This is a genomic window from Streptomyces sp. ID05-26A, from assembly GCF_033794685.1.
Taxonomy (GTDB): Bacteria; Actinomycetota; Actinomycetes; order Mycobacteriales; family Pseudonocardiaceae; genus Lentzea.
This window is the reverse complement of sequence record NZ_JARAYZ010000005.1, coordinates 560,015-585,707: the sequence shown is the minus strand read 5'-3', so window position 1 is coordinate 585,707 and position 25,693 is coordinate 560,015. Positions and strand designations below refer to the sequence as shown.

General features: G+C 68.0%; 20 protein-coding genes. 4 read left to right on the top strand and 16 right to left on the bottom strand.

The window, feature by feature from the left end; translation table 11 throughout:
• Positions 1-10: 10 nt before the first annotated feature.
• The 3 genes from PV646_RS37395 to PV646_RS37385 are packed head-to-tail and all read right to left on the bottom strand — an operon-like array spanning position 11 to position 2,537.
• Positions 11-853, bottom strand: a complete 843-nt coding sequence (locus PV646_RS37395) for an ABC transporter permease (protein ID WP_189160199.1) — start codon at positions 851-853, stop codon at positions 11-13.
• On the bottom strand, positions 850-1,623 hold the full coding sequence (locus PV646_RS37390) for an ABC transporter permease (protein ID WP_500347030.1): 774 nt from the start codon (positions 1,621-1,623) through the stop codon (positions 850-852). The genes PV646_RS37395 and PV646_RS37390 overlap by 4 nt, the downstream gene beginning before the upstream one ends.
• On the bottom strand, positions 1,623-2,537 hold the full coding sequence (locus PV646_RS37385) for an ABC transporter ATP-binding protein (RefSeq protein WP_500347029.1): 915 nt from the start codon (positions 2,535-2,537) through the stop codon (positions 1,623-1,625). Before PV646_RS37385 ends, PV646_RS37390 begins: the two co-directional genes overlap by 1 nt.
• A 56-nt stretch (positions 2,538-2,593) precedes the next feature.
• Here PV646_RS37385 and PV646_RS37380 point away from each other — a divergent pair, with 56 nt between their 5' ends.
• A complete protein-coding gene (locus tag PV646_RS37380) occupies positions 2,594-3,178 on the top strand; it encodes a GNAT family N-acetyltransferase (RefSeq protein WP_500347028.1) in 585 nt (194 codons plus the stop codon).
• A 411-nt stretch (positions 3,179-3,589) separates the two neighbouring features.
• On the opposite strand, the gene ndk is transcribed toward PV646_RS37380, so the two are convergent.
• On the bottom strand, positions 3,590-4,000 hold the full coding sequence (gene ndk / locus PV646_RS37375; RefSeq protein ID WP_382436958.1) for a nucleoside-diphosphate kinase: 411 nt from the start codon (positions 3,998-4,000) through the stop codon (positions 3,590-3,592).
• Positions 4,001-4,079: 79 nt separating this feature from the next.
• Here ndk and PV646_RS37370 point away from each other — a divergent pair, with 79 nt between their 5' ends.
• On the top strand, positions 4,080-4,697 hold the full coding sequence (locus tag PV646_RS37370) for a hypothetical protein (protein WP_500347027.1): 618 nt from the start codon (positions 4,080-4,082) through the stop codon (positions 4,695-4,697).
• Here the strand turns inward: PV646_RS37370 and PV646_RS37365 are convergent.
• The 12 genes from PV646_RS37365 to PV646_RS37310 all read right to left on the bottom strand — a co-directional run bounded on the left by PV646_RS37365 (position 4,694) and on the right by PV646_RS37310 (position 22,454).
• Positions 4,694-6,136 (bottom strand): DHA2 family efflux MFS transporter permease subunit, encoded by a 1,443-nt coding sequence (locus tag PV646_RS37365; RefSeq protein ID WP_500347026.1) that lies wholly within the window; start codon positions 6,134-6,136, stop codon positions 4,694-4,696. The genes PV646_RS37370 and PV646_RS37365 overlap by 4 nt on opposite strands.
• 40 nt (positions 6,137-6,176) lie before the next feature.
• Positions 6,177-6,659 (bottom strand): MarR family winged helix-turn-helix transcriptional regulator, encoded by a 483-nt coding sequence (locus PV646_RS37360; RefSeq protein WP_500347025.1) that lies wholly within the window; start codon positions 6,657-6,659, stop codon positions 6,177-6,179.
• A gap of 49 nt (positions 6,660-6,708) precedes the next feature.
• A complete protein-coding gene (pulA, locus tag PV646_RS37355) occupies positions 6,709-12,108 on the bottom strand; it encodes a pullulanase-type alpha-1,6-glucosidase (protein WP_500347024.1) in 5,400 nt (1,799 codons plus the stop codon).
• Positions 12,109-12,202: 94 nt separating this feature from the next.
• Positions 12,203-13,447, bottom strand: coding sequence for a hypothetical protein (locus PV646_RS37350; RefSeq protein ID WP_500347023.1), 1,245 nt, complete (start codon positions 13,445-13,447; stop codon positions 12,203-12,205).
• A 20-nt stretch (positions 13,448-13,467) separates the two neighbouring features.
• Positions 13,468-14,976 (bottom strand): alkaline phosphatase D family protein, encoded by a 1,509-nt coding sequence (locus PV646_RS37345; protein ID WP_500347022.1) that lies wholly within the window; start codon positions 14,974-14,976, stop codon positions 13,468-13,470.
• Positions 14,977-15,029: 53 nt separating this feature from the next.
• Complete coding sequence (locus PV646_RS37340) at positions 15,030-15,728, bottom strand: ESX secretion-associated protein EspG (protein ID WP_500347021.1); 699 nt, start codon at positions 15,726-15,728, stop codon at positions 15,030-15,032.
• 1 nt (position 15,729) lies between these two features.
• Complete coding sequence (locus PV646_RS37335; protein WP_500347020.1) at positions 15,730-17,061, bottom strand: hypothetical protein; 1,332 nt, start codon at positions 17,059-17,061, stop codon at positions 15,730-15,732.
• On the bottom strand, positions 17,058-17,663 hold the full coding sequence (locus PV646_RS37330) for a DUF3558 domain-containing protein (protein WP_500347019.1): 606 nt from the start codon (positions 17,661-17,663) through the stop codon (positions 17,058-17,060). Before PV646_RS37330 ends, PV646_RS37335 begins: the two co-directional genes overlap by 4 nt.
• A gap of 13 nt (positions 17,664-17,676) precedes the next feature.
• Positions 17,677-17,973: a PE domain-containing protein gene (locus PV646_RS37325; RefSeq protein ID WP_500347018.1), complete on the bottom strand. Its 297-nt coding sequence runs from the start codon at positions 17,971-17,973 to the stop codon at positions 17,677-17,679.
• 121 nt (positions 17,974-18,094) lie between these two features.
• Entirely contained in the window at positions 18,095-18,487 is a 393-nt protein-coding gene (locus tag PV646_RS37320) for a DUF4233 domain-containing protein (RefSeq protein ID WP_500347017.1), read from the bottom strand.
• The gene (gene folC, locus PV646_RS37315; protein ID WP_500347016.1) at positions 18,484-19,821 is read right to left on the bottom strand and encodes a bifunctional tetrahydrofolate synthase/dihydrofolate synthase; all 1,338 of its coding nucleotides are present in this window, start codon (positions 19,819-19,821) and stop codon (positions 18,484-18,486) included. The genes PV646_RS37320 and folC overlap by 4 nt, the downstream gene beginning before the upstream one ends.
• Before the next feature lie 5 nt (positions 19,822-19,826).
• A complete protein-coding gene (locus PV646_RS37310; protein WP_500347015.1) occupies positions 19,827-22,454 on the bottom strand; it encodes a valine--tRNA ligase in 2,628 nt (875 codons plus the stop codon).
• A gap of 96 nt (positions 22,455-22,550) precedes the next feature.
• Between PV646_RS37310 and PV646_RS37305 the strand changes: the two genes are divergently transcribed.
• Both PV646_RS37305 and PV646_RS37300 read left to right on the top strand, forming a co-directional pair.
• On the top strand, positions 22,551-23,252 hold the full coding sequence (locus PV646_RS37305) for a hypothetical protein (RefSeq protein ID WP_500347014.1): 702 nt from the start codon (positions 22,551-22,553) through the stop codon (positions 23,250-23,252).
• Between the two features lie 150 nt (positions 23,253-23,402).
• Positions 23,403-25,691: an FdhF/YdeP family oxidoreductase gene (locus tag PV646_RS37300; protein WP_500347013.1), complete on the top strand. Its 2,289-nt coding sequence runs from the start codon at positions 23,403-23,405 to the stop codon at positions 25,689-25,691.
• Positions 25,692-25,693 lie beyond the last annotated feature (2 nt).

Genomic DNA, 25,693 nt, shown 5'->3' with positions numbered 1-25,693 from the left:
GAATCGCGCCTCAGTCCAGCAACAACTTCCCCAATCGCCGCGCCGCGACCACCGTTCCGACGGCCGCGAGCACCGCGAAGTACGCGACGTGACCGAGCATGCCCCAGCCGACTACGCCCAGCGTGAGACCCCGCATGAGCTCGATGGCGTGGTAGAGCGGCGTCCACGTGACCACGGCCTGCAGCCAGCCCGGGTAGACCGACAGCGGGTAGAACGTCGTCGAGAACAGGAACAACGGCAGCACCGCGAGTTGCACGAGGTCGAAGTCCTGCCACGACCTCATGAACGTCGTCGCCGCCATGCCCACCGCCGCGAACGCGAACGCCACCAGCAGCGCCGCCGGCAACGCGAGCAGCGCCCACGGCGAGAAGATCAGCCCCATCCCGAGCATGACGCCGAGGAACCCCGCCGAGTACAGCCCGCCGCGCAGCAGTGCCCACGAGATCTCGCCGATCGCGATGTCCATCGGCCCCATCGGCGTCGAGAGCATCGCGTCGTACAGCTTCACGTACTTGAACTTGAAGAACACGTTGAACGTCGCGTCGTAGACAGCCCCGTTCATCGCACTCGCGGCCAGCAACGCGGGCGCCACGAACGCCGCGTACGAGATCGGCCGCCCGTCCGGCCCGGCCACGGCGTTCACCATCTGCCCGAACCCGAGCCCGAGCGACCACAGGAACAGCATCGGCTCGAACGCCCCGCCGACCAGCACGAACCACGCGCGCCGGTTCACCACGGCCGACCGTTCGACGAGCATGCTCGCCCGCCTGCCGTAGAGCCCCGGCGGAATCACGCGCCACAGCAGCCCCACACTCGCGGGCCTGGCCTTCTCTCGTTCCAGGGTCTGCGTCATACGGCCAGCCTCCGGTGGAAGAACTTCACGCCGAGCGCGATCCCGATACCGACCAACGCGACGAGGTACACGACGTGGCCCAACGCCGGTAAGAGGTCCAACGTGCCGAACGTCGCGCCTCGCGCGAGCTCGATGCCGTGCCACGCCGGCGTGAGCCACACCAGCGGCACCAGCCAGTCAGGCAGCTGGCTGACCGGGAAGAACGCGCCGGTGAACAACGTCATCGGCATCAGCACGAACCGGAAGATGTTGTTGAACGCGTCCGGCTTGTCCAAGGTCGCGCTGTACGCCACCAACGGCGCGCTGAACGCCAGCCCGGCGAGCGTCCCAACGGGAATGGCGAGCAGGATCCCCGGCCCCGCCGCAGCTCCCAACGCGGCCGCGACCCCCACGAACACGACCGACCGCAACAACAACTGCGAGCCGATCCACATCACCTGCGAGTAGAGGACCTGCGCCGGCGTGATCGGCGTGGCCACCATCGCGACGAACGACTTCTGCCACATGAACTGCGACATGACCGGGAACGTCGACTCGAACGTGGCCCCCTGCACCGCCGTGACCACGACCAGCGCGGGCGCGAGGTACTGCAGGTACGGCACGCCACCGATCAACGCCGTCGACTGCACCTGCGACCCGAACCCCAGCCCGAGCGCCAGCAGGAACAACACGGGCGTGAGGAAGCTCGACACCGCCGTGGCGCGCCAGTTGCGCCGATACCACGTCCAGGTCTTCTCGAATCCGAACCACGAGGCCCGCAACGTCTCCATCAGTCCACCAACGTCCGGCCGGTGAGCCTCAAGAACACGTCCTCCAGCGAACTGCGCCGCACCAGGCTCTGCACCGGCTGCACCCCGTGCTCGTGGACTCTTTGGAGAGTCGCCTCCCCGTCCTTGGTGTAGAGCAAAAGCCGGTCGGGCAACACCTCGACCCGCTCCGCGAAGCGCTCCAGATCCGGTTTCTCCGCACCGGGTTGAAACCGCAGCTCCAACACTTCCCGGGTCGAGTACCGGTTGATCAGCTCACTGGGCGACCCCTCAGCGGCGATCCGCCCACCGTCCATCACCACGAGCCGGTCGCACAGTTGCTCGGCCTCGTCCATGTAGTGCGTGGTGATGATGAGCGTGACACCGTCCTGCTTGAGCCGGAACAGCCTGTCCCACAACAGATGCCGCGCCTGCGGGTCCAGCCCGGTGGTCGGTTCGTCGAGCAACAGCAACTCGGGATCGTTCACCAGCGACCGAGCAATGGTCAGCCGCCGCTTCATCCCGCCGCTCAGCGGCTCGACCTCGTGATCCCCCCGATCCGAGAGCTGCGCGAACTCCAGCAACTCCACGGCCTTCTCCCGGCACTTCTGCCGCGACATCCCGAAGTACCGCCCGTAGATCTGCAGGTTCTGCCGAACCGTCAACTCGGTGTCGAGGTTGTCCAACTGGGGCACCACCCCGAGCCGAGCCCGGATCCGGGGCCCTTCGGTCCCGGGATCCATCCCGAGAACCGACAACTCCCCACCGGTCCGCCCGGACACACACGAAATCATCCGCATGGTCGACGACTTCCCGGCCCCGTTGGGCCCGAGGAACCCGAACGCCTCCCCCCGCCGCACCTCGACGTCGATGCCCCGCACGGCCTCGAACGACCCGAAGTGCTTGGTCAGCGCCTTGGCCTCAACAAGGTTGTCCACAAGACCCGACGTTAACGAACAGGTCTGACAATTCTCGACGCAATTACGATCGCCCCATGCCCGAACTCCACTGGCCGACGGAAGCCGACGCCACCCTCCGCGCCGAGATCCACGCAGTCGTGCACGACGTGGTAGCGGCAGGCGGAGCGGTCGGCTACCACGAGCCCCCGACCTACGACCGCATCTCGACCTGGCTGGACACGGTCCTCAAACAGGTCCGAGACGGCGACGCCGCCTTCTGCACAGCCGTGGTGGACGGCACAGTGCAAGCAGTGGGCCTGTGGCGCCGCGGCTCAACGGCGGTTTTCCAGCACCGCGCCGAAGTCCAGCAGATCATGGCCCACCCGTCAGCACGCGGCCTGGGCCTGGGCAAGCGGGTGATGGAGGGCCTGGTGGCCAACGCCCAGGAGCAGGGCATAGAAATCCTCATGCTGGGCGTGCGAGGCAACAACCACGGCGCCATCGAACTGTACGAACGCCTGGGCTTCCAGGAGTGCGGCCGCATGCCGAACGCGATCGCCGTAGGAACAGAACGGTGGGACGACGTGTGGATGTACCGCCCGCTCGGCTACCCGAAGGGCACCACCCTGAACGGCGCGACAGCGGGTGGCTTGGGCAGCAGCCCGAGAAGGAACGCCTGACGTCCGCGATGCCGCAGGCGAGCCGTCCGTCTTTCGTCTTCAGCAAGCGGTCCAGGCGGTGGGGTCCCATCACGAGTCGCGCCACAGCTCTTGCTGCATGAGAGAAGGGGTGTCACACCGCCACGCTTTTCGGCGGTGTGACACCCCTTCTCTCATGTGGCCCGCTCTTGGCTCGGCTCGTGATGGGACCCCACCGCCAACGCAACCAAACTAAGCAACAGGCAGCCGCCCAACGCCACAGGCGTGCCATCTACCCGCGAGCGGCGCGGGCCCCCTGATCAGATTGCCGGGGGTCTGGGGGCAGCGCCCCCAGGGGAAGCACGCAAAGCGACCAGGCCGCCCGCAAGGTGACCACCCGCCCGGTCGCGGATCGCAAGGCGACCACCCACCGGGTCAGCGCACCGCAAACCCTCAGAGGTTCGGGAACCAGATCTTGATCTCGCGCTCGGCGGACTCGGCCGAGTCCGACCCGTGCACCAGGTTGTACTGAACCTCAGTACCGAAATCCCCACGAATCGTGCCAGGGGTGGCCTTCTCGACGGGGTCGGTCCCACCGGCGAGCTGACGGAACGCCGGCACCGCGCGAACCCCTTCCACCACCAGAGCGACCAACGGCCCACCGGTGATGAAGTCGACCAGGTCGTTGTAGAACGACTTGCCGTCGTGCTCCGCGTAGTGCTGCTCGGCGGTGGCGCGGTCGGCGGTGCGCAGCTCCAGCGCGGCGAGCTTGAGGCCCTTGCGCTCGATGCGGGCGATCACCTCGCCAACGAGACCACGGGCGACGCCATCGGGCTTGACGAGAACAAGGGTGCGCTCGGACACGGCGGTACGACTCCTCGAAGAACAGGTACGGGATGTGCACGACAGGGTAGCGAACGCCACACCTGCGATAGTGCGCAGCGTGAGTGCAAAGCACACGGGCTCCGCGGTGACCGGCGCAGCCGTCTTGTTCGTCCTACTCAGGCTCCTCGCGGTCTCCCACTACGACTGGCACACCGCGTTCGCGCTCCTGCACACCCTGGAACTGGACGACGCCCCCGGCCTGTTCCTGGGCACGTTCATGGCCGACGACCGCATCAGCACGGTCCTGCTGATGATCGTCACCCCGGCCACGTTCTTCTACTACCTCCGCACCAGGACAGACCCGGAGCGCCCCCACACGACGGCACTTCTCGCGCTGATCGTGCTCATCGCGCTGATGGTCTCCCACACCCTCACGTACCACCGCTGGTGGCTGGCGCTGGGGGCGGTGGCGATCGGCGCGGCCATGGTGCTGGCCATCCGCAACGCCCGCTGGATCCTCAAGTGGTTCGCCTGGATCCTGGCGGGCTCCGCACTGGCCGTGGCGGCGATCGTCAGCACTCCGTGGGTCCCGAAGGAACGGATCAACGACGCCCAGGAGGTCTACGTCTTCGAGACGAGCCCGGGCTTCCTGAAGGTCCTGGACGCGAAGGACCGCAAGTTCACGATCCTCCGCACCGAGGACGTCCGTGAGCGAGAAGAGCTAGCCGACCACTAGTGCACCAGAACGGGCTGATCGGACCGATCGACGGCAACCTGCCGCAGAACGAACACCGCCAGCCCGAGAGCCACCGCCACCAGCACGGCCGAGATCCAGAACGCCAGGTGGAACCCGGACGTCAACGCCTCCAACCGCCCCACCCCGGAGGCGAGCAACGACGACGTGTAACTCGTGGAGGTCGTGGCCAGCACGGCCAGCCCCAACGCGCCACCCACCTGCGCGGTCGTGTTCACCAGCCCGGAAGCCAGCCCGGCCTCGTCGTGCGAGGCACCGGACATCGCCAGCGTCATCAACGCGGGGAACGACAACCCGAGCCCGACACCCAACGGCGCCACCGCGGGCAGGATGTGCGCCACATAGGACCCGTCCACGGGCACCTGTGTGAACACGACCATGCCGACGAGCATGAACAGCAACCCGACGATCAGCATGTTGCGCTCACCGAACCGCGCGTTCAACCGAGCCGACAACGACACCGAGAACACCGCGATGGCCCCGGCAACGGGCATGAACGCCAGCCCGATCTGCAACGGCGTGTACTGCAGCACGAGTTGCATGTAGAGCGTCCCCAGGAAGAACAGCCCGAACATGCCGGCCACCATGGAGATCTGCACCAGGTTCGCGCCAGTCACGTTCCTGGAGCGAAAAACACGCAACGGCAGCAACGGCTTCGCGGCAGTCCGCTGGCGCACAACGAACCCCACCAACAACGCCACCGCCACGGCACCAAGCCCAAGCGTGTGCGCAGAGCCGAAGCCGTAGTGCTCAGCCTTCACGATCGTGTAGACGCCGAGCATCACCGCGGCCACGATCAGCAGCGCCCCAAGGACATCCGCGCCTTCACGCAGCCCAAGGCCGACGGAGTCAGGCACGAGACGCACGGCCGCGATGGCGGCCACGATGCCGATCGGGATGTTCACGAAGAAGATCCAGTGCCACGACATGCCGTCCGTCAGCACCCCACCGAGCAACAACCCCAAAGACGCACCGGCAGCGGCGACGAAGCTGAAGATGCCGATGGCGCGCCTCTGCTCGTCCTTCTCCGGGAACATCGTCACGACCATGCCCAGCGTCACGGACGTGGCCAGCGCACCGCCCGCGCCCTGCACGAAGCGCGACACGATCAGCATCTCGGCGCTCAACGACAGGCCGCACAGCAGCGAGGCCACCGTGAAGACGCCGAGGCCGATCAGGAACACCTTCTTGTGCCCGATCAGGTCGCCGAGGCGGCCCGCGAGCAGGAGCAGACCGCCGTAGGCGATCAGGTACGCGTTCACGACCCAGGCGAGTCCCGCCTGGCCGAACTTGAGGTCCTCCGCGATCGCGGGCAGCGCGACGTTCACGATCGTCTGGTCCAGCACGATCATCAACATCCCTGCGCACAGCACGATCAGCGCCAGCCAGCGCGCGTCGGTCTTCGATCCCCCTGAAGTCATAAGAGGAACCGTAACAGATAGTTTTGTACGGGACTATCTTCTACCCAACAGCATGACGCAGCGCACGTTTGCGCGGGGGCTTCTCACAGGCGACCGGGGTGCTCAACCGGCCTTCGACCAGGCGCGTCAGGCCGTTGACCATGCCTTCGCGCTCGTCGTCCGGCAACGAGCCCAGCACGCTGCCGACGACATCGGAGTACACGTCGTCCGCCTTCGCCACGATGGCGCGGCCTGCCTCGGTCACGACCACGACGCGGGCGCGCCGGTCCGTCGGCGACGGCTTGCGCTCGGCGTACCCGGCGGATTCGAGCGCGTCCATCGTCACGACCATGGTCGTCTTGTCGATGCTGATCCGGTCCGCGATCTCGGTCTGCGTGAGCTCCGCGTCCAGCGCGCTGGACAGGACGCAGCGGGCTCGCGGAGTCAGTCCGATCTCCGCGAGCCTCGCCGTCAGCTCTGTCTCGAGCGCGTGCCCCGTCCGATGCAGCAGCATCATCAGGTCAGTACACCCCGTCGTGCCCATGAGCCCACGGTAGCAAACTGATCTGGAACAAAACTATTTTCCAGCGGAACTATCGCTCCAGCACCACGACCGAACGCGCGGCACCAGCCTTCTTCTCCCTGGTGAGCGGCTTCCAGTCACCGGCGGGCAGCGTGACCGCCTGGTCCGTCGGGTAAGGGTTGATCACCACGACCAGCCCGCGACGGGCCGGATCGACGTCCGGCCCGACCGTGTCGTCGACGTGCATGACGACCAGACCGGACTGAGCGGCGGGGAACGAGACCTTCTGCTGCACCAGGTCCGCCGAGCCCAGCGAGAACAGCGGCGACGACTGGCGGATCCGCAGCAGTTCCAGCGTCGCGTCCAGCGAGGCCTTCATGTCGAACGAGGAAGGCTTCGCCAGACCCAGCAACGGCTTCGCGTACGGCCACTTCGCCTCGTTGTCGGCCTTGGGCGGCAACCCGCGACCGAAACCGTTGTCGCGCAACGACGGGTCGTAGGCGTTGAACCAGTCACCCGAGTCGTAGCTGTTGCGGTCCAACGACTTCGAGCGCAGGAACTCGGTGCCCGCGTGCACGAACGGGCGCCCCTGCCCGAGCAACGCCGGTGCCAGCGAGACCGTCTGCATCTTCACGCGGTCGGCAACAGACGTCTCCGGCTTCAGCTTGTACATCAACGCGTCGAACAACGCCTCGTTGTCGTGCGCGTCGACGTACGTGATGGCCTCCAACGGCTGCCCGGTGTAGCCGGCGGGAGAGCCGTTGTAGTTCACGTCCCGGCCGGAAACGACAGGCCCGGCGGTGGACTGGAACCGGTACGAGGCCATGTTGCCCGCCATGCCCAGCTTCACCAGGTCGCTGTAGTTCTCCAGCCGCTGAGCGACGTTCCCGTTGGCGGGCGAGGAGTTCACGTCCCCGGCCAGACCGGAACCAAGACCCTGCACGCGCGGGTCGTCGTCGAACGGACCGCCACCGCGCACGGCGTCACGCAACCGGTCGCTGAACGTGCCGATGCCCGTCCCGGCCATGTTCGCCTGCGTGGCCTGCTCGAACCGGGCGTTGCCGGCGACCTCGCCGAAGTCCCAGCCCTCGCCGTAGACGCCGATCTTGCGCCCGTCCACACCGTCCCGCTCCACGGTCAGCGCGTCCAGCGCCGCCCGCACCGCGAGGATGTTCGCCTTCGGGTGGTGGCCCATCAGGTCGAACCGGAACCCGTCGACCTTGTAGTTGCGCGCCCAGCGCACCACCGAGTCCACGACGAGCTTGCCCATCATGGCGTTCTCGGTCGCGGTGTTCGCGCAGCACGTGGAGTTCGCGACCGAGCCGTCGAGGTTGAGCCGCTGGTAGTAGCCGGGCACGACCTTGTCCAGCACGGACGTCGGTGCGTCGCCGAACGCCGCCGTGTGGTTGTAGACCACGTCCACCACCACGCGGTTGCCGTTGTCGTGCAACGACTTCACCATCTCGCGGTACTGCTTCGAACGCGCCCAGCCGTTCTGCGCGTCCGCCGTGGCGTACGAGCCCTCGGGCACGTCGTAGTGGAACGGGTCGTAACCCCAGTTGAAGCCGTCACGACCGGCCACCGCGCCGACGCAGGCCTGCTGTTGGTCGGAGTCAGCGGGCAGCGACGGCAGGTCACAGGCCGGGGTGGCCTGCTCGGAACGCTTCTCGGGGATCGTCGCGATGTCGAACGTCGGCAGCAGGTGCACGGTGTCCATGCCCGCCGCGGCCAGCGTCTTCAGGTGCTTCATGCCCGTCGAGTCGCGGTGCGTGAACGCCTTGTAGGTGCCGCGATCCGCTGCCGGAACGGACTGGTCGTTGATCGAGAAGTCCCGCACGTGCAGTTCGGTGATCGCGCCGCCCATGCCCTTCGCGACGTCACGAGCCCACCCGGCGGGCATCGATCGCGAGTCCTTCAGGTCAGCGAACTGCGAGTGCGTCGAGTTCACCGACAGAGCCACGGAGTACGGGTCGGTGACCACGACCGCGCGCTGCCAGTTGGTGACCTCGAACTGGTAGTACGCGTTCTTCCAGTCACCGGAACCGGTCCACGACCCCGAGGCGTCGTCGCGCTGGAGCTGCACGACCTTCCGAGGCTCTCCGGAGGGCTGGTCGAACAGGCGCAGCTTGACGTTGGACGCCGTCGGCGCCCAGAGCCTGACCGACGCACGGCCGTGGTCGAACGTCGGCCCGAACGTCAGCTTCGTCGCCGCGGCGGCATAACGGTCGTCGAGCACGCCCGCGATCTGAACGCTCGTGCGGTGCCGGATGGCTCCGCCCGCATCGACGTGCACGGCGGAGAGCTTGTCGCGCAACGCCTCGTCCACGAACCCGCGCACGGCGAACACCGGCTTGCCGCGCAGGTGCGGGAACTGCGCCGGGACCTCGTCGGTCGTGGGCGAGAGCCGCAGGACCTTCGCGCCGTACTCGAGCCGGTAGCCGTCGGACTGCACGGACGGGACGTCCCAGACGACCTTGTCCTTCGAGATCCAGATCGCCTTGGCCTTGGTCAGGTCGTCATCGGCGGCCGGACCGGCGTTGGGAGGCAGCAGGTAGGTCTCGTTCCCCTGCAACTGCCACACCTCGTTCCCCTTCTGGCCCAGGTCCAGGAACTGGTCGGGGCCCGGGTCCTTGGCGTCGCCGCGGTGGACGATGTAGCTCAGGCCCGCCGCGCCGGCCGCGAGCGGCACCGACCAGTAGACGCCGAACTGGTCACGTCCGTCCGGCACGCGCGACTGGTTCCAGCCCGGTGACGGCTCCTCGGAACCCGTCCAGTGGTACATCGTCCAGTCGGTGTAGTCGCCGTCCGGCCGGTTGTAGTGGATCACCGCCCGGTTCTCGGCGGCCGCCTTCGAAGCGTGCACCTTGCCACCGGCGACCCACGAGTGGCCGCTCGTGAACTTGCCCGACGCCTCCACCGTCGTGCCGCGCACGACGGAGAAGTCCGTGGTGGGCGGGAGTTCCGCGACACCGTTGGTGAACGGCACGTCCCCACGTCCGGCGACACGGACGACGGCACCGGCCGCGTCACCGACGTAGTGCACGACCGCCTTGCCCGTGGCCGCCTGCTCCGACGGGTGCACGGCCGGGTCGCCCTGCTTCAGCCAGATCTCGGGCGTCACGCTCGGGTCCACGAACCGGTCGACGGACGTGTCCTTCTCGTCGCCCTTGTGCGCGATGAGCCCGACCGACTTGGCGCCCGGCTTCAGCTTGATCCAGGCGAAGCGCCCGTAGGCGTCCTCCCCCGCGAACGGCAGCGGCGCGTTCCACTCGGTCGGCGTCTCGACGTCGCCCCAGGCGTGCAGGCCCCAGCCGTCGTAGGTGTCGCGCGCGTAGTGCACGACCAGCCAGTCAGGGTTCTTCGTGCCGGGGTCCGGGAGCGGCGGCGCGGCCACGAGCGACACGAACGCGCCGTCCGCGCCGATCTCGCCCGACTTCGCGACCACGCGCAGTTCCACGCGCTTGCCGACGGCCGCACCCGGAAGTGCGGACAGGTCGGCGAACACGCGGTACGGGGCGGCGTCGTCGGTGCCGAGCACGGTCCAGTCGCGGGTGCCCTCGACACGGGCGGCGAACGTGGCGGCCGCGTTGGGCGCGCTGATGCCGTCCGCACGCAGTTCGACGCGCTCGTCCAGCACGGTTCCGGCGGCCGGGGCGACCAGCGTCGGCGAGGGCTTGGTCGCAGCGACGTTGCTGGTTCCCTTGAGCACCAACGACGACAGCGCGGGCACGGTGACCGTGACGCGGCCGTTCTGCACGGCGGCGTTCTCGAATCCGGCCGAGGACACCGGCACGGTGACGGTCGCGGGCGAGGTGCCGGCGTTGGCGACGACGAGGTGCTCGCGGCCGAGGATGCGGCTGAACGCGAACACGTCACCGTCGGCGTACCGGAGCACCTGGTTGCCGTCACGCCACACGGGATCGCGGTCGACCTGCGCCGCGAGGGCCTTGAGCTGCTGGTACAGCGGGTGAGAGGTGTTGAAGTTGTCGACGGCGCCGGTGCGGTCGGAGCCGATGAGCTTCTCCGCCATGTACTCCGGCGTCTTCGAGGCGAACATGTCCTGACGTGCGAGCTTGTCGCCACCCGTGCCCGCGAAGCCCTGCTCGTCGCCGTAGTAGACGACCGGGTTGCCGCGCCACAGGTACATCAGCTGGTTGCCGAGCTTGAGGCGCTCCAGCAGTTCGGCGTCCGAGATGCCCGGACGGTCGTTGCGGATCATCCACGCGATCCGGCCCATGTCGTGGTTGCCGAGGAACGTGGGCAGCGACGAGGCGTTGGAGTCGGCGTCGGTGTAGCGGTCGTCGTCGAGCAGGACCTCACCGAGGCCCTGGGAACCCTTGCCGGACAGGAAGTTCAGCGCGCTGCTCTGGAACGGGAAGTCCAGCGTGGCCTGCATGCGGCCGTCGGTCGTGTACTTCGAGGTGTTCTCGGGCGAGGAGTCGAAGACCTCGCCGAACACGAAGAAGTCCTTCTTGCCCTTGCGGTTCGCGTACTGCTTCACGTGCGGCGCGAGGGCCTGCCAGAACTCCAGGTTGACGTGTTTGACGGTGTCGACGCGGTAGCCGTCGATGTCGAGCGTGTCGATCCAGCTCGTGAAGATGTCCTTCATGCCGTTGACCACGCGCGGGTGCTCGGTCATCAGGTCGTCGAGGCCGGAGAAGTCGCCCTGCTCGCTCGACTCGCCGGAGAACGTCGAGTCGCCGCGGTTGTGGTAGAGCGTGGAGTCGTTGAGCCACAACGGATACTTCGTCGGGCCGTCCTTCACCGGCGTGTACGGGAAGGACTTCTTGGCGTCGAGCTTCGGGAAGTCCTTGCGGCCCGCGTGGTCCGCGATGTCGAACGGCTTGCCGGACGCGTCGAGGTACGGCTGCGCGCCCGTCGACACGTACTGGGTCTTGTTCTCCGCGTACTTGATCACGTCGGCGGTGTGGTTCGCGACGATGTCGAAGAAGACCTTGATGCCACGCCGGTGCGCGTCCCTGATCAGGTCGCGCATCTCCTGCGTGGTGCCGAAGTGCGGGTCGAGCTTGGTGAAGTCGAGCGTCCAGTAGCCGTGGTAACCGGCGCTGTCGCCCTGCACCCAGCGATTGAGGAACATAGGCGTCATCCAGATCGCCGTGATGCCCATGCCGTCGAGGTAGTCGAGCTTCCGGTGCAGGCCCTTGAGGTCACCACCGTGGTAGAAGCCCTTGTCAGCGGGGTCGAAGCCGTGCTCGGCCGCCTTCGAACGGCCCCGGTCGTTGCCGGGGTCCCCGTTCGCGAACCGGTCGGGCATCACGAAGTAGAAGCGCTCGCCCCGAAGGTCGTCGCGTTTGGGCGGCAACGCGAGTTTCGCGTCCCCGTCGCGCACACCGGGCGCTATGTCCACCACCTCCCCCACGGCCAGGCGTTGCGGTGGAGCGGCAACGGCCTGAACGGGTGTCAGGGGGAGCAAAACCAGTGCAGCGAGCGCGGCGACGACCCGACGCATCGCGACCTCCTTGTCGCAAACTCTTGCAGGGTTGCTGCACGAAACCACGACAAACAGCGGGAAACAATACGTCGGGTACTGCAAATGTTTGCAATCAGCCCGCCGGACGCCGGTAGGTGATCGCCATCTTCAGCGGATGGGAGCGCCACTCGTTGACCGCCAGGCCGGCGATCACGCCGATGCCCTCGACGGATTCGGGCGTGGCCGGAGCACTGCGGCTCGGCGCCCCCGCCAGCGGTCCCTCCGACGGCGGCGGGGAGAACTGCGCGATGACCATCTGCCGGCCCTCGTGCTGCTGGACGGCCAGCAGGATGTGCGGATCGGCCTGCTCGTCCTGGTTCTCGATCGGTTCCAGTGACAGGAACTCACCGCGTTCCGCCGCTGCTCCCGCCATCCGGCCGGCCCACTTGAAGGCGTCCATGACGTCGTCGTCGGACAGCGCGCCGTCGGCCTCGGGCAGCGAGACCTGCTGCAGGCGCGTGCTGTGCGCGGTCATCTGGCCGTTGGTGGTGAACCGATCGGGGATCATCGCTTCGCCGGTCTCGACGTCGATGAGGAGCATGTCGCGGAACCGGGTCTCGGCGAGCGGCGAGCGCCCCATGAGGCCGAGGCCGAGCATCTCCCTGAGCTTCGGGTCGGCCGTCCGCCAGTACGTGGTCTGGTCGCCGATCTGCAGGCCGATGAAGTCCCTGACCGGCAGGCTGGGCAGCGCGGTGACGAGGGTCTGACCGGGCTCGACCGGCGGTGGCGGCGTCTGGCCCCGGAACGGCGGCAGCGAGGCGAACCCCGGATCCACCCGTGCCGTGCGCACCACGTGGTGGGCCCACGCGCGCACGCGGGACAACGGGTGGTCGGGGAAGCGTGCGTCGTGACGAGGGTCATCCCCCGCGTGGAACGGCAGCACACCCGCCAGCTCGGGCGCGTACGGGTGTTGCTTGGTCCAGTTCTGGAACCCGATCTCGGCCGCGAGGATGGCCTCCCGCGTGCCCGTCATGCCCCGTTCCACCGCGCCGAGCTGCAGCACCGCGCTGCAGTTCTCCTTCGGGATGGTGAAGGACGCGACGAACATCTGCCCGTGCGGCTGGTTCGGCAGCGGCATCTTGACGATCCGCAGCAGCGTCGGTGCCCCTCCGAGCTGGACGACGTGCGCCTCGATCAGGCACCCGGTCTCGCCGTGGACCAGGGCGAGGTCGTGCCGGAGCCTCGGCAGGTCGTCCAGCCCGGCCGGCAGGTCCGGGACCAGGCCGTGGTAGGCCAGTTCGGCCTGGTCACCGCTGGGGTGCTGCCAGGTGTTCTGGTCGAGCTGACGGAAGCCGGTGGTGTCGAACGAGATGGGCACCCACCGACCCTACGACGTCATCAGGCGGCCCTGAGGGTTTTGGACCACAGCGAGGCGCCCGTCGCGTCGCGCAGCCACACCGTGAGCTCGTGCTGCGACGCCCTGACCTCGCCGAAGTGCTGGAACCCGTCCAGCGGTGAGGTGTTGGCGGCGGGCGGGGCGTGCACGAACACGGCCTGCGGGCCGAACGTCGGGTCGAGCGTGTTGGGACCGAACGCGCCGGAGTGCAGCGGGCCGGACACGAACTCCCAGAACGGGTCGAAGTCGCCGACAGCCGCGCGGTCGGGCGAGTAGTGGTGCGCGGCGGTGTAGTGGACGTCCGCGGTGAGCCAGACGGTGTTGCGGACCCGGCGCCGCTTGAGCTCCCGGAGCACCCACGCGATCTCGTGCTCACGGCCGTTGGGCACGCCCGGCAGGCCGTTCGCGACGCCCTCGACGTCCGCGCCGTCCGGGACGGTCAGGCCGATCGGGAGGTCGGCCGCGATGATCTTCCACGTGGCGGTGCTGCGGCTGAGTCCGTCGACGAGCCACTTCGCCTGCTGCGCGCCGAGGATGACGCCCGACTTGTCCTTGGGAGAGGTGTTCTTGTCCTTGTAGGTGCGCATGTCGAGCACGAAGATCTCGACGTTGCGGCCGTAGGAGAACTTCCGGTAGACGCGACCGTCCACAGCGCGCTTCTGATCGATCGGCATCCACTCGTGGAAAGCCTGGAAAGCCCGCTGTGCCAACACGTCCACGCGCTTCTCGGTGTAGAGCGGGTTCTCGAGGATCTCGCCCGGGTACCAGTTGTTCGTGACCTCGTGGTCGTCCCATTGTGCGAAGACCGGCACCTGGGACGCGAAGCGCTTCACGTTGTCGTCGAGGAAGTTGTAGGCGAACTGGCCGCGGTACTCGTCGAGCGTCTCGGCCACCTTGGACTTCTCCGGTGTGACGAGGTTGCGCCAGATCCGGCCGTCCGGGAGCGTCACGCTCGCCTGCATCGGGTTGTCGGAGTAGACGCTGTCGCCGCTGTGGATGAAGAAGTCCGGCCTGCGGTCGGCCATGGCCTTGAAGATCGGCATGCCGCCGATGTCGGGGTTGATCCCCCAGCCCTGGCCCGCGACGTCCCCGGACCACACGAACCGCACGTCGTCACGGCCGAGCGGCGCGGTGGTGAAGCTGCCCGTCACCGGTTCGCTGCGGGTGCGGCCGTGCAGGTCCTCGGCCGTGACCCGGTAGTACGCGGGGCGGCCGGGCAGCAGGCTCGACACCCTGACCTGCCCGGTGCCACCGGTCTCCGGGGTGAGCAACGGGCCGCGGACGCGGCGCGAGAAGCGGAACCCCGGGTCGTTGGACACCTCGACGACCATCCGCGAGGGACGGTCGGCGCGCGTCCACACGATGCCGCCGTCCCACGTGACGTCGCCGGACTGCACGCCGTGGGTGAGGATCGGTCGGTCGGTCTTCGCGAGGCTGACGCCACTCGGCACCAGCACGGCTGCCGTGCCGAGTGCGCCTGCCTTGAACAACGTGCGACGGTCGAAGGTCATGGGCGGTTTCTAGTCGCCGGTTCTGACCGGGAGCCCAACCCGAGGTGAATTGATCAGGTCAAACGCTTGAGCCAGTCGGTGATGATCTGGCGCGACGCGGGCGTGGCGTGCACCCACGTCTGGTTGTTCTCGTCGGTGTACTTGACCACGAGCCAGCGGCCGTCCTCGAAGTCGATCGTGGTGAGGAAGGTCTTGGCGCGCTGCCTGCCCTCGCCGTTGCGCTTCGCCGCGTACAGCTTCGCCGTGCCCTTGCGGGGCTGGGCGAGCAGCTGGCGCAACGAGATCGACGGCGACGCCTTGCCGGGCTGGTGCAGCTTGATCTCGGTCTCGTGCACGTTGATCGACGCGCCACGGCCCGCCGGCACGTCGGGCAGCTGCATCGCGAGGACCTCCGGCGCGTTCTCCGGCCGGATGGGGTGCAGCTGCACGAACCCGTTGTCGTGCAGGGCGAGCACCCCGTGCTGCGCGTTCGCCGCCACGACCACGGGCCTGGTCTCGTTCGGCGTGATCCCGATCCAGGCCGAGTAGTCGTGGTCCGCCTTGGCGATCAGGTGCAGCGTGCCCCGGACGTCCGGGTGGTCGAGGCCGACCCGGCGCAGCTCACCGATGACGTCGCGTTCGATGAGCACGCGTTCGTCCTCGGTCTGCCCGGGCGAGTCGACGGAGAGCGCGGGGTGGTACTCGCCGAGTCTCTCCTGCTTCCACAACACGTCGAAGGCGAGGTCGGACAGTTGGATGGACGACCGCAGCACGTCACCCCCCGATCGTCGGTGGAGCGACCATCGGCATGTCGCCGATGATCTCGTTCGTGTTCTCCTCGGAGATGAGGTAGTCGGCGGACTTGTGTTCCAGGTCGTCCTCGCCCTGGCCCTTCTGCCCTTGACCACCCATCCCGCCCATGCCGGCCGCACCGGCCCTTCCGGCCGTGCCCGCCGCACCGCCGCGCGCACCCGCCGCGGTCTCGCCCAGGCCGCCGAACACCCCGGCCTTGCCGCCGGGCTGCTGGGCAGCCGTGCCACCGGCCGTTCCGCTGCCGACGCCGCCCAGGCCGCCGCCGCTGAACTTGCCAGCGCCACCACCCAGGCCGCCGCCACCGAACTTGCCGGCACCGCCCGCGCCACCTCCGCCGCCGCCGAACTTGCCCGCGCCACCACTCGCGCCGGGACCGCCGGGGCCACCACGGCTGCCGGGCCCGTTGGGGCCGCCGGTGTTCGGGCGGACCGGCACACCGATGGGCGGGAGGCCCGTGTTGTTCGGTCTGTCGATCACGCTGCCGACCGGGGGCTTGGTGGTGAGGTGGTCGGGCCTGCCGGTGTTGTTGGTGTTGCTCGTGGTCGTGGTGTCCGTGGTGTTCGACGAGCTCGTGGTGGTCTGGTCGCCGTTGGTCGTCGGCACGGTCCACCCGGTGCCGGTCGTGCTCTGCGGCGTGCTCGTGGAGGGCGGCAGACCCGTCGTGGACGAGCGCGTCGTCGTGGTGCTCGTGGTCGTGGTCTTCTCTTCACCGTTGTTGCCGCCGGTCTGGGCGATCTCGACCACGAGGCTGTCAGTCAGGACACCGGGGAACTCCTTCGGCAGCTCACCGCGGTTGGTGTTGCTGGCGCTCTGGAACTCCTTGTAGACGCCCCGGTTGTGGGCCTCTTCGGAGTTGTAGCTGTTGACCTTGTCCTCCGTGTCGGTGTCCCACGGAGTCGCGTCGTCCCACAGGTTCGTGTCCGGCTTGGACGCCGGCATGTTCTTCAGCTGCCCCTTGTTCAGGGTGAACTGGTGGATCTGGTTGGAGATCGAGTGATCGGCCTGCTTCAGCGCGTCCTGCATCTGGATCATGGCCTGGTTGATCGGGTTGCCGGCGGCCTGAGCGGCACTCGCGCTCGCGCCGCTCCACGCCTCGCCCAAGGTCTCGCTGACCCGCTTGAGCCTGGCCTCGATGCCGGCGTAGTCGCGCCCCAGCCCGGCGGCCGCGGTGGCGGCGACATCCGCCGACGCGGTGCCGGGACCGCCGTGCATCTGGGAGTAGATCTGCGCTCCCGAGAAGCCTTCGGCACGGGTGTTGTCCTCGGTGAAGCAGCTGGGCGCGGGCCGTGTCATTTCGCACCTGCCTTCATCGTGGTGATGGCGAGGTTCGCGAACTCCGTGATCCCCGCACACGGGTCGGCGAACTTCGGGCTGCCTTGATTGCTCTGGAAGGTGAAGGTGATGGCCTTCACGTCGGAGACACCGACGAGCAAAGCGCAGTCGCCCTTGGCGCGGGCCTCGGACACGAGAGCGATGTAGGTGGGGTAGCCCTGGATGGCCGGCTGCGGTTCAAAGGCTTTGTAGATGTTGTCCTTGTTCGGAACGATGGTGGAGAGGTTCGTGCCTTCCGGGAGGAACGCGACCCCGGGAGCCATCTTCGCCGGCGTGCTCGCACCCAGCCAGATGCAGGCCGTCCCGAGCTCGGTGTTGTTCACCCTGCCGCCCACTCCGGGCATGCCGAACGCCTCTACCTGAGCTGGGGTGACCGCGCTGCACGGGTCAGCTTCGAAGGCCTTGACGTCGAGCGGGTTCTCGATCTCGGGAGTTCCCCCGCTGTTACCGGTGCTCGTCGGCTGACTCGCGGTGGTCGGCGTGCCGGTCGTACCACCGCTGTCGCCACAGCCGGCCAGCAACGCAAGTGCCGCGGTACCTGCGACCAGGGTTCGGATGCGCACCAGCTCAGTCCTTCTACTTGAGGTTGTCCCGGTTGCCCTGCTCGGTCTGCTCGTACTGACGCAGCGTGGCCTGCAGGTTCTCGATCCTGGTGGTCAGGGTGTCCTGGAGTTGCTCGTTCGACAGCTGATGCGCCTCACCGGCAGCGCGCGCCCAGTTCGCGTAGACCTGGCTCGGCATGTCCTTGCCGGCACCCTGGACAGTGGTCAGCCGGACGCCGTTCTGGTGAGCCACCATCAGATCGTCGCGGATCGACTCGTACTCCTTGATGGCCGCGCGCAGCGTCTCCAGATCGACCTTGGTCCCGCTCATCCCGGTTCCTCCCGCAGAATCGTGCGTCGAGCAGCATAGCGCCAGGTAGCGGTAGCCGTGCCGGACTCAAAGCACGATCGGGTGAACAGGTAATGCTTTTGCCGAATTGCGTGGAAATACGTCAGGACTGCTGCTGTTGCTGGGCCGGAAGGCGACCCTCGGCCATGCGCTTGAGCAGGTCCTTGCGCAGCCACAGCAGGTACGCCCAGACCAGCCCGAAGATCACGCCGATCACGCCCATCGCGGGCAGCAGCAGCCAGCTGGCGATCAGCAGCACGTGCAGCCCGACGACGGCGCCGATCGCCCACGGCTTGCGGACGAAGGCGCACATCGTGATGAACGCGGCGATGAAGCCGAACGCGGTCCAGCCCACCAGCGACGTGACACCGCCGTGCAGCTTGGCGATCACCGGCAGGGCCAGGGCCACGACGATGACCTCGAGGATCAGCGTTCCGGCCATGATGCCCCGGAACGCCTTCATCGGGTCCTTCTTCAGAGGGGCCGGGGTGGTCATGCCGGCTCCTTTCCGAACAGCGCGCGGGCCTCGCCCGCGGTGACGACCGAGCCGGTGACGATGATGCCGCCGCCGGACTGCTCGTCCTCGGTGAGGTGGATGGCTTCCTCGATGGCGTCCACGAGACGGGGACGCACCTCGAAGCGGTCCTCGCCGAAGATCGGGACGGCGAGACCGGCGAGGACGTCCGGGTCCATGGCGCGCGGCGAGGAGTTGGTGGTGATCACCAGTTCCTGCACGACCGGTTCCAGTGCGGACAGGATGCCCTCGGCGTCCTTGTCCGCCATGACGGACACGACCGCGACCAGCTTGCGGAAGCCGAACTCGGATTCCAGCGCGCGGGCCAGAGCGGCCGCGCCGTGCGGGTTGTGAGCCGCGTCGACGAAGACGTTGGGGGCTGAGCGGACCCGTTCGAGACGGCCCGGCGTGATGACCGAGGCGAAGCCCTCGCGGACGAAGTCGATGTTGATCTGACGCTCGGGGCCCGCGCCGAAGAACGCTTCGACCGCGGCCAGCGCCAGCGCCGCGTTCGCTGCCTGGTGTTCGCCGTGCAGCGGCAGGAAGATGTCCTCGTAGACGCCGCTGAGGCCCTGCAACGTGATCATCTGGCCACCGACGGCCACGGCGCGGGAGACGACGCCGAACTCGCTGCCGAAACGGGCGATGGTCGCGTCGACCTCGGCCACCCGCTGCAGGATGACCTTCATGACCTCGGGGGTCTGCTCGCCGATGATGGCGACCGAGCCCGGCTTGATGATGCCGGACTTCTCCACCGCGATGTCCTCGGGACGGTTGCCCAGGTACTCGGTGTGGTCGACGCCGATCGGCGTCAGAACGGCCACCTGGGCGTCCACGATGGACGTCGCGTCCCACGTGCCGCCCATGCCGACCTCGACCACGGCGACGTCGGCCGGCGCTTCCGCGAAGGCCGCGTAGGCCATGCCGGTGAGCACCTCGAACTTGCTCATCCGGATCTCGGACTGCGCGTCGACCATCGCGATGTACGGCTCGACGTCGCGGTAGACCTCGACGTAGCGCTCGGGCGAGATCGGCTGGTTGTCGAGGCTGATCCGCTCGGTCGCGAGCTGCAGGTGCGGGCTCGTGAACCGGCCGGTGCGCAGGCCGATGCGCGTGAAGAGCGCATCGACCATCCGCGACGTCGACGTCTTGCCGTTCGTGCCCGTCAACTGCACGACGGGGTACGACGTCTGCGGATCACCCAGCACGTGGGCGAGCGCCTTGATCCGGTCCAGCGACGGCTCGAGCTTGGTCTCGGGCCACCGCTGGTTGAGCTCGTTCTCGACGTCGAGGAACTCGTCGAGGTTGGTTTCCACGGTGCTTACGCCTCCGGCAGCGCGGCCAGGCGCTCGTTGATGCGGGCGATCTCGGACTCGGCGGTGGCCTTGCGCTCCTCGATCTTGGCCTTGACGTCGGCGGGCGCCTTGGCGAGGAACGCCTCGTTGCCCAGCTTCTTCGTCGTGCCCTCGAGTTCCTTCTGCGCGACGGCCAGGTCCTTGGCGAGGCGCTTGCGCTCCGCCACGACGTCGATCGTGCCGGACAGGTCCAGCTCGACCTTCACCGCGCCCTTGGGCAGGCCGACCTCGAGCGTCGCGGAGACGGTGAACTCGTCACCCGGCTCCGTAAGACGCGTCAGCGACCGCACGGACGGGACCTGGTCGATCAGGCCGACGCAGCACGCGCCGCGGACCTTGCCCGCGACCTTCTGACCCGGATTGAGGCCCTGCTCGGAACGGAAGCGGCGGATCTCGGTCGCGAGCTTCTTCAAGCCCTCGATCTCGGCCTTCGCGTCCAGGTCGCGCTCGGCACCGGAAGGCTTCGGCCACTCGGCGACGACGAGTGACTCGCCGCCGGTCAGCGACGTCCACAGCGTCTCGGTGATGAACGGGATCGCCGGGTGCAACAGGCGCAGCAGCGTGTCGAGGACGTGACCCAGGACCGACTGCGTGGCCTCGACGCGGCCGTCCGCGACCTGGACCTTCGCGATCTCCAGGTACCAGTCGCAGAACTCGTCCCTCGTGAAGGCGGCCAGCGCGTCGCAGGCCCGGGAGAACTGGAACGCCTCGAAGTTCGTGTCCACAGTGGACACCAGCGCGTCGAGCTCGTCGAGGATCCAGCGGTCGGCCGCCGTCAGCTCGTCACGGGCCGGCAGCGGACGCTCGACCGTGGCGCCGTTGGCCAGCGCGAACCTGGTGGCGTTCCACAGCTTCGTGGTGAAGTTGCGGGAACCCGCCGCCCACTCCTCGGCGACGGCCATGTCCGAACCGGGGTTCGTGCCGCGCAGCAGCGTGAACCGGGTGGCGTCCGCGCCGTAGCGCTCCATCCAGTCCAGCGGGTCGATGCCGTTGCCCTTGGACTTCGACATCTTCTTGCCGTGCTGGTCGCGGATCAGGCCGTGCAGGAAGACGTGGTCGAACGGCTGGACCTCATCCATCGCGTACAGGCCGAACATCATCATCCGGACGACCCAGAAGAACAGGATGTCGTAGCCGGTCGAGAGGACCGACGTCGGATAGAACTTCTTCAGGTCCTCGGTGGAGTCCGGCCAGCCCAGCGTCGAGAACGGCCACAGGCCCGACGAGAACCAGGTGTCGAGGACGTCCTCGTCCTGACGCCAGCCCTCACCGGTCGGGATCTCGTCGTCCGGTCCGACGCAGACGACCTCGCCGGCCGGGCCGTACCAGACCGGGATCCGGTGGCCCCACCACAGCTGGCGCGAGATGCACCAGTCGTGCAGGTTGTCGGTCCAGTCGAAGTACCGCTTGTTCAGCTCGGCCGGGTGGATCTTGGTGCGGCCGTCGCGAACGGCGGCGGACGCGGCCGCGGCGATGTTCTCGACCTTCACCCACCACTGCAGCGACAGGCGCGGCTCGACCACCGTGTTGCACCGCGAGCAGTGCCCGACGGAGTGGACGTACGGCCGCTTCTCCGCGACGATCCGGCCCTCCGCGCGCAACGCGGCGACGATCGCCGGACGCGCCTCGAGGCGGTCGAGGCCGAAGAACGGGCCGTGCGCGGTGATGGTCGCGCGGCCGTCCATGATCGTGAGGTTCGGCAGGCCGTGGCGCTGGCCGATCTCGAAGTCGTTCGGGTCGTGGGCCGGGGTGACCTTGACCGCGCCGGTGCCGAACTTCGGGTCGACGTGCGCGTCCGCGACGATCGGGATGCGGCGGCCGGTCAGCGGCAGTTCGACCTCGGTGCCGATGAGGTGCCGGTAGCGCTCGTCGTCCGGGTGGACGGCGACCGCGGTGTCACCCAGCATCGTCTCGGCGCGCGTGGTCGCGACGACGATCGAGTTCTCCCCGTCGCCGTACCGGATCGAGACGAGCTCGCCCTCGTCCTCGCTGTGGTCGACCTCGATGTCGGACAGCGCGGTCTGGCAGCGCGGGCACCAGTTGATGATCCGCTCGGCCTGGTAGATCAGGCCGTCGTCGTACATCTTCTTGAAGATCGTCTGGACGGCGCGCGACAGCCCCTCGTCCATGGTGAAGCGCTCGCGCGACCAGTCGATGCCGTCGCCGAGCCTCTTCATCTGGTCGAGGATCTTGCCGCCGTACTCCTCTTTCCACTCCCAGACGCGCTCGATGAACTTCTCGCGCCCGAGGTCCTGCCGCGACAGGCCCTGCTTCGCGAGGTCGCGCTCGACGGCGTTCTGCGTCGCGATGCCGGCGTGGTCCATGCCCGGCAGCCAGAGGACCTCGTAGCCCTGCATGCGGCGGCGCCTGGACAGCGCGTCCATCACGCTGTGGTTCATGGCGTGGCCCATGTGCAGCGAACCGGTGACGTTCGGCGGGGGCAGGACGATCGTGAACGGCGGCTTGTCGCTCTTGACGTCCGCCTCGAAGTAACGCCGGTCGACCCACCGCTGGTACAGCTCCGCCTCTACCTCCGCCGGAGTCCACGCGGCGGGGAGGTCAGGACGCTGGGTTGCGGTGTCGAGTTCAGTCACAGCGGTGAAGTCTACGGAGGTCGGGGTCTCGACTTGAAACGAGATACCTGCTAACGCGGCGGGCAACCCCGGCGGGCCCGCGAACGTGGTCATCTGGTGAACAACAAGACGGTGTCCGCCATCTCCCTGGTCGTCATCGTCGTGGTGCTGGTCGCGCTGCACCTGCCGCGGGTGCCACCGCCGGCGATCAACCTGGAGGTCCCGTTCGCCGGCACGCCCGCCGAGCAGTGGGCCGACGGCGAGGAGGGGATCGTCGTGCCGGCGGGAGACCTGGTGTTCAGGCAGGTCCGCCAGGCACTCATCGCGTCCCGCACCGACCTCGCGATGCTCGTGGACCACCGCCCGGAGCACTTCCTCACGATGATCGCGCCGCAGGTGCGCGACGAGATCGCCGGGAACCTCCCCGGCTGGACCACCCGGCTCCGGGCCGGCACGACGCTGCTCGGCATCAAGGTCGCGGGGAAGATGACGCTGGGCGAGAAGAACGGCTTCCCGGACGTGACGACGGACTACGTCTTCGCCTACGCGTTCCGGCCGCCGGATCCCGCGAAGCTGCGCGACCAGCGGGAGATGATCGCGGTGAGCAGGCACCGGGTGTCGTTCACGGTCACTCCGGACGGCCTGTGGCCCTCGGGCGCCAGGGGGTTCCACTACTCGGTCGCGTGCGGGGCGGCACGGGACGGGTTCCTCGCGCCGCAGTTCACCGAGCCCTTCGAGCAGGGTTCGGGGATGGTGGCCGACGACCGCCGGTACTTCTCCGCGGACGAGGAGATGCCGGCGGAGAACACCTGCGATTGATCACTCTTTCAGAGGTGCCGAGCAGGAGTGACGGCGATCACAATTGACCGTCACGGACCGTTGAACCCCTTAGGGCCCGTGACGGGCGACGCCGCCGCGTTCTTCGGGGGCGCTGGCGGCGCCGACCTCGATCAGCGAACAATGGGACGCATGAGCAGCAAGCCCCCGCAGCACGACGTCGACGAGTCCGCGCTCGAAGTCAGCACCCCCAAGACCTGGGCAGCGGGTATTCCCGGTGTGCTCGTGTCGCTCGACCGCGCGGTCGAGCAGATGGGTGTCGGGCGCACGGTCAAGACGTTGCGACTGCTCAACCAGCGTGAAGGTTTCGACTGTCCTGGTTGCGCGTGGCCCGAACCGCAGGGTCACCGCAAGATGGCGGAGTTCTGCGAGAACGGCGCGAAGGCCGTCGCGGAGGAAGCCACCAAACGACGAATCGGGCGCCCGTTCTTCGCGGAGCACTCCATCGAGAGCATGCGGACGAAGACCGACTACTGGCTCGGACAGCAGGGCCGGCTCACCGAACCCATGGTCCTGCGGCCCGGTGCGACGCATTACACACCGATCAGCTGGGACGACGCGTTCACGCTCATCGCCGGCGAGCTGACAGCGTTGTCATCCCCGGACGAGGCGATCTTCTACACCTCCGGCCGCACCAGCAACGAGGCCGCGTTCCTCTACCAGCTGCTGGTCCGCTCGTTCGGCACCAACAACCTCCCCGACTGCTCGAACATGTGCCACGAGTCGTCCGGCTCGGCGCTCAACGAGACGATCGGCATCGGCAAGGGCTCGGTGTCCATCAAGGACTTCGACCTCGCCGACCTCATCGTGGTCATCGGCCAGAACCCCGGCACGAACCACCCGCGCATGCTCAGCGCGCTGGAGGACGCGAAGAAGAACGGCGCGAAGATCATCGCGATCAACCCGCTGCCGGAAGCCGGCCTGATGCGGTTCAAGAACCCGCAGAACGTCGCGGGCGTGGTCGGCAAGGGCACCGCGCTGTCCGACGAGTTCGTGCAGATCAGGGTCGGCGGCGACCAGGCGCTGTTCCAGGCCGTCGGTCACCTGATCCTGCAGTGGGACAAGCTCGACAAGACGTTCATCGAGAACAAGACGCACGGGTTCGCGGAGTACGCCGAGAGCGTGCGCGAGCTCGACTGGGACGGCGTGCTCACCGCGACCGGCCTGACCCGCGAGCAGATCACCCGCGTGGCCGGCATGTTCGTCGACTCGAAGGCCACGATCGCCTGCTGGGCCATGGGTCTGACGCAGCACAAGCACAGCGTGCCGACGATCCGCGAGATCACGAACGTCATGTTCCTGCGGGGCATGATCGGCAAGCCGGGCGCGGGCCTGTGCCCGGTGCGCGGCCACTCCAACGTGCAGGGCGACCGCACGATGGGCATCTACGAGAAGATGCCGGAGTTCTTCCTGAAGGCGCTGGAGAACGAGTTCGGCATCTCCGTGCCGCGCAAGCACGGTTTCGACACCGTCGACGCCATCAACGCGATGCGCCACGGCCGCGGCAAGGTGTTCATCGCGATGGGCGGCAACTTCGTCAGCGCCACCCCGGACACCCCGGTGACCGAGAAGGCCCTGGAGCAGTGCTCCCTCACGGTGCACGTCTCCACGAAGCTCAACCGCTCGCACGTGGTCCACGGCCGTACCGCGCTGATCCTGCCCGCGCTGGGCCGCACCGAGAGCGACGTGCAGCACTCGGGCGAGCAGTTCGTGACGGTCGAGGACTCGATGTCGGTCGTGCACCGCTCCCGTGGCCGCCTGGCGCCCGCGTCGGAGCAGCTGCTGTCCGAGGTGTCGATCGTCTGCCGGCTCGCGCGCAAGACCCTCGGCACCTCGCACCCCGTGGCGTGGGAGGAGTTCGAGAAGGACTACGACGTCGTGCGCGAGCACATCTCCCGCGTCGTGCCGGGCTGCACCGACTACAACACCCGCGTGCGTCAGCCCGACGGTTTCGTGCTGCCGCACCCGCCGCGCGACTCGCAGGAGTTCGCGACGGCGACCGGCAAGGCGAACTTCACGGCGAACGAGCTCACGGTGATCGACATCCCCGAGGGCCGGCTGCTGATGCAGACGCTGCGCAGCCACGACCAGTACAACACCACGATCTACGGCCTGGACGACCGCTACCGCGGCGTGAAGGACGGCCGTCGCGTGGTGTTCGTGAACCCCGACGACATCGCGGCGCTGGGCTTCCAGGACGGGCAGATGGTCAACATCATCTCGGAGTGGAAGGACGACCCGACGGGCGTCGTCGAACGCCGCGCCGAGTCGTTCCGGATCGTGTCCTACTCGACCGCCCGCGGGTGTGTGGCGACGTACTTCCCGGAGGCGAACCCGTTGGTGCCGCTCGATTCCAAGGCGGACATCTCGGGGACGCCGACGTCGAAGTCGGTGATCGTGCGGCTCGAAGCCGCTGCCTGACC

Coding starts and splice junctions, on each gene's coding strand:
- PV646_RS37395 (WP_189160199.1), bottom strand. CDS start 853: ATGACGCAGACCCTGGAACGAGAGAAGGCCAGGCCCGCGAGTGTGGGG.
- PV646_RS37390 (WP_500347030.1), bottom strand. CDS start 1,623: ATGGAGACGTTGCGGGCCTCGTGGTTCGGATTCGAGAAGACCTGGACG.
- PV646_RS37380 (WP_500347028.1), top strand. CDS start 2,594: ATGCCCGAACTCCACTGGCCGACGGAAGCCGACGCCACCCTCCGCGCC.
- PV646_RS37365 (WP_500347026.1), bottom strand. CDS start 6,136: ATGACTTCAGGGGGATCGAAGACCGACGCGCGCTGGCTGGCGCTGATC.
- PV646_RS37360 (WP_500347025.1), bottom strand. CDS start 6,659: ATGGGCACGACGGGGTGTACTGACCTGATGATGCTGCTGCATCGGACG.
- pulA (WP_500347024.1), bottom strand. CDS start 12,108: ATGCGTCGGGTCGTCGCCGCGCTCGCTGCACTGGTTTTGCTCCCCCTG.
- PV646_RS37345 (WP_500347022.1), bottom strand. CDS start 14,976: ATGACCTTCGACCGTCGCACGTTGTTCAAGGCAGGCGCACTCGGCACG.
- PV646_RS37335 (WP_500347020.1), bottom strand. CDS start 17,061: ATGACACGGCCCGCGCCCAGCTGCTTCACCGAGGACAACACCCGTGCC.
- PV646_RS37325 (WP_500347018.1), bottom strand. CDS start 17,973: ATGAGCGGGACCAAGGTCGATCTGGAGACGCTGCGCGCGGCCATCAAG.
- PV646_RS37320 (WP_500347017.1), bottom strand. CDS start 18,487: ATGACCACCCCGGCCCCTCTGAAGAAGGACCCGATGAAGGCGTTCCGG.
- PV646_RS37300 (WP_500347013.1), top strand. CDS start 23,403: ATGAGCAGCAAGCCCCCGCAGCACGACGTCGACGAGTCCGCGCTCGAA.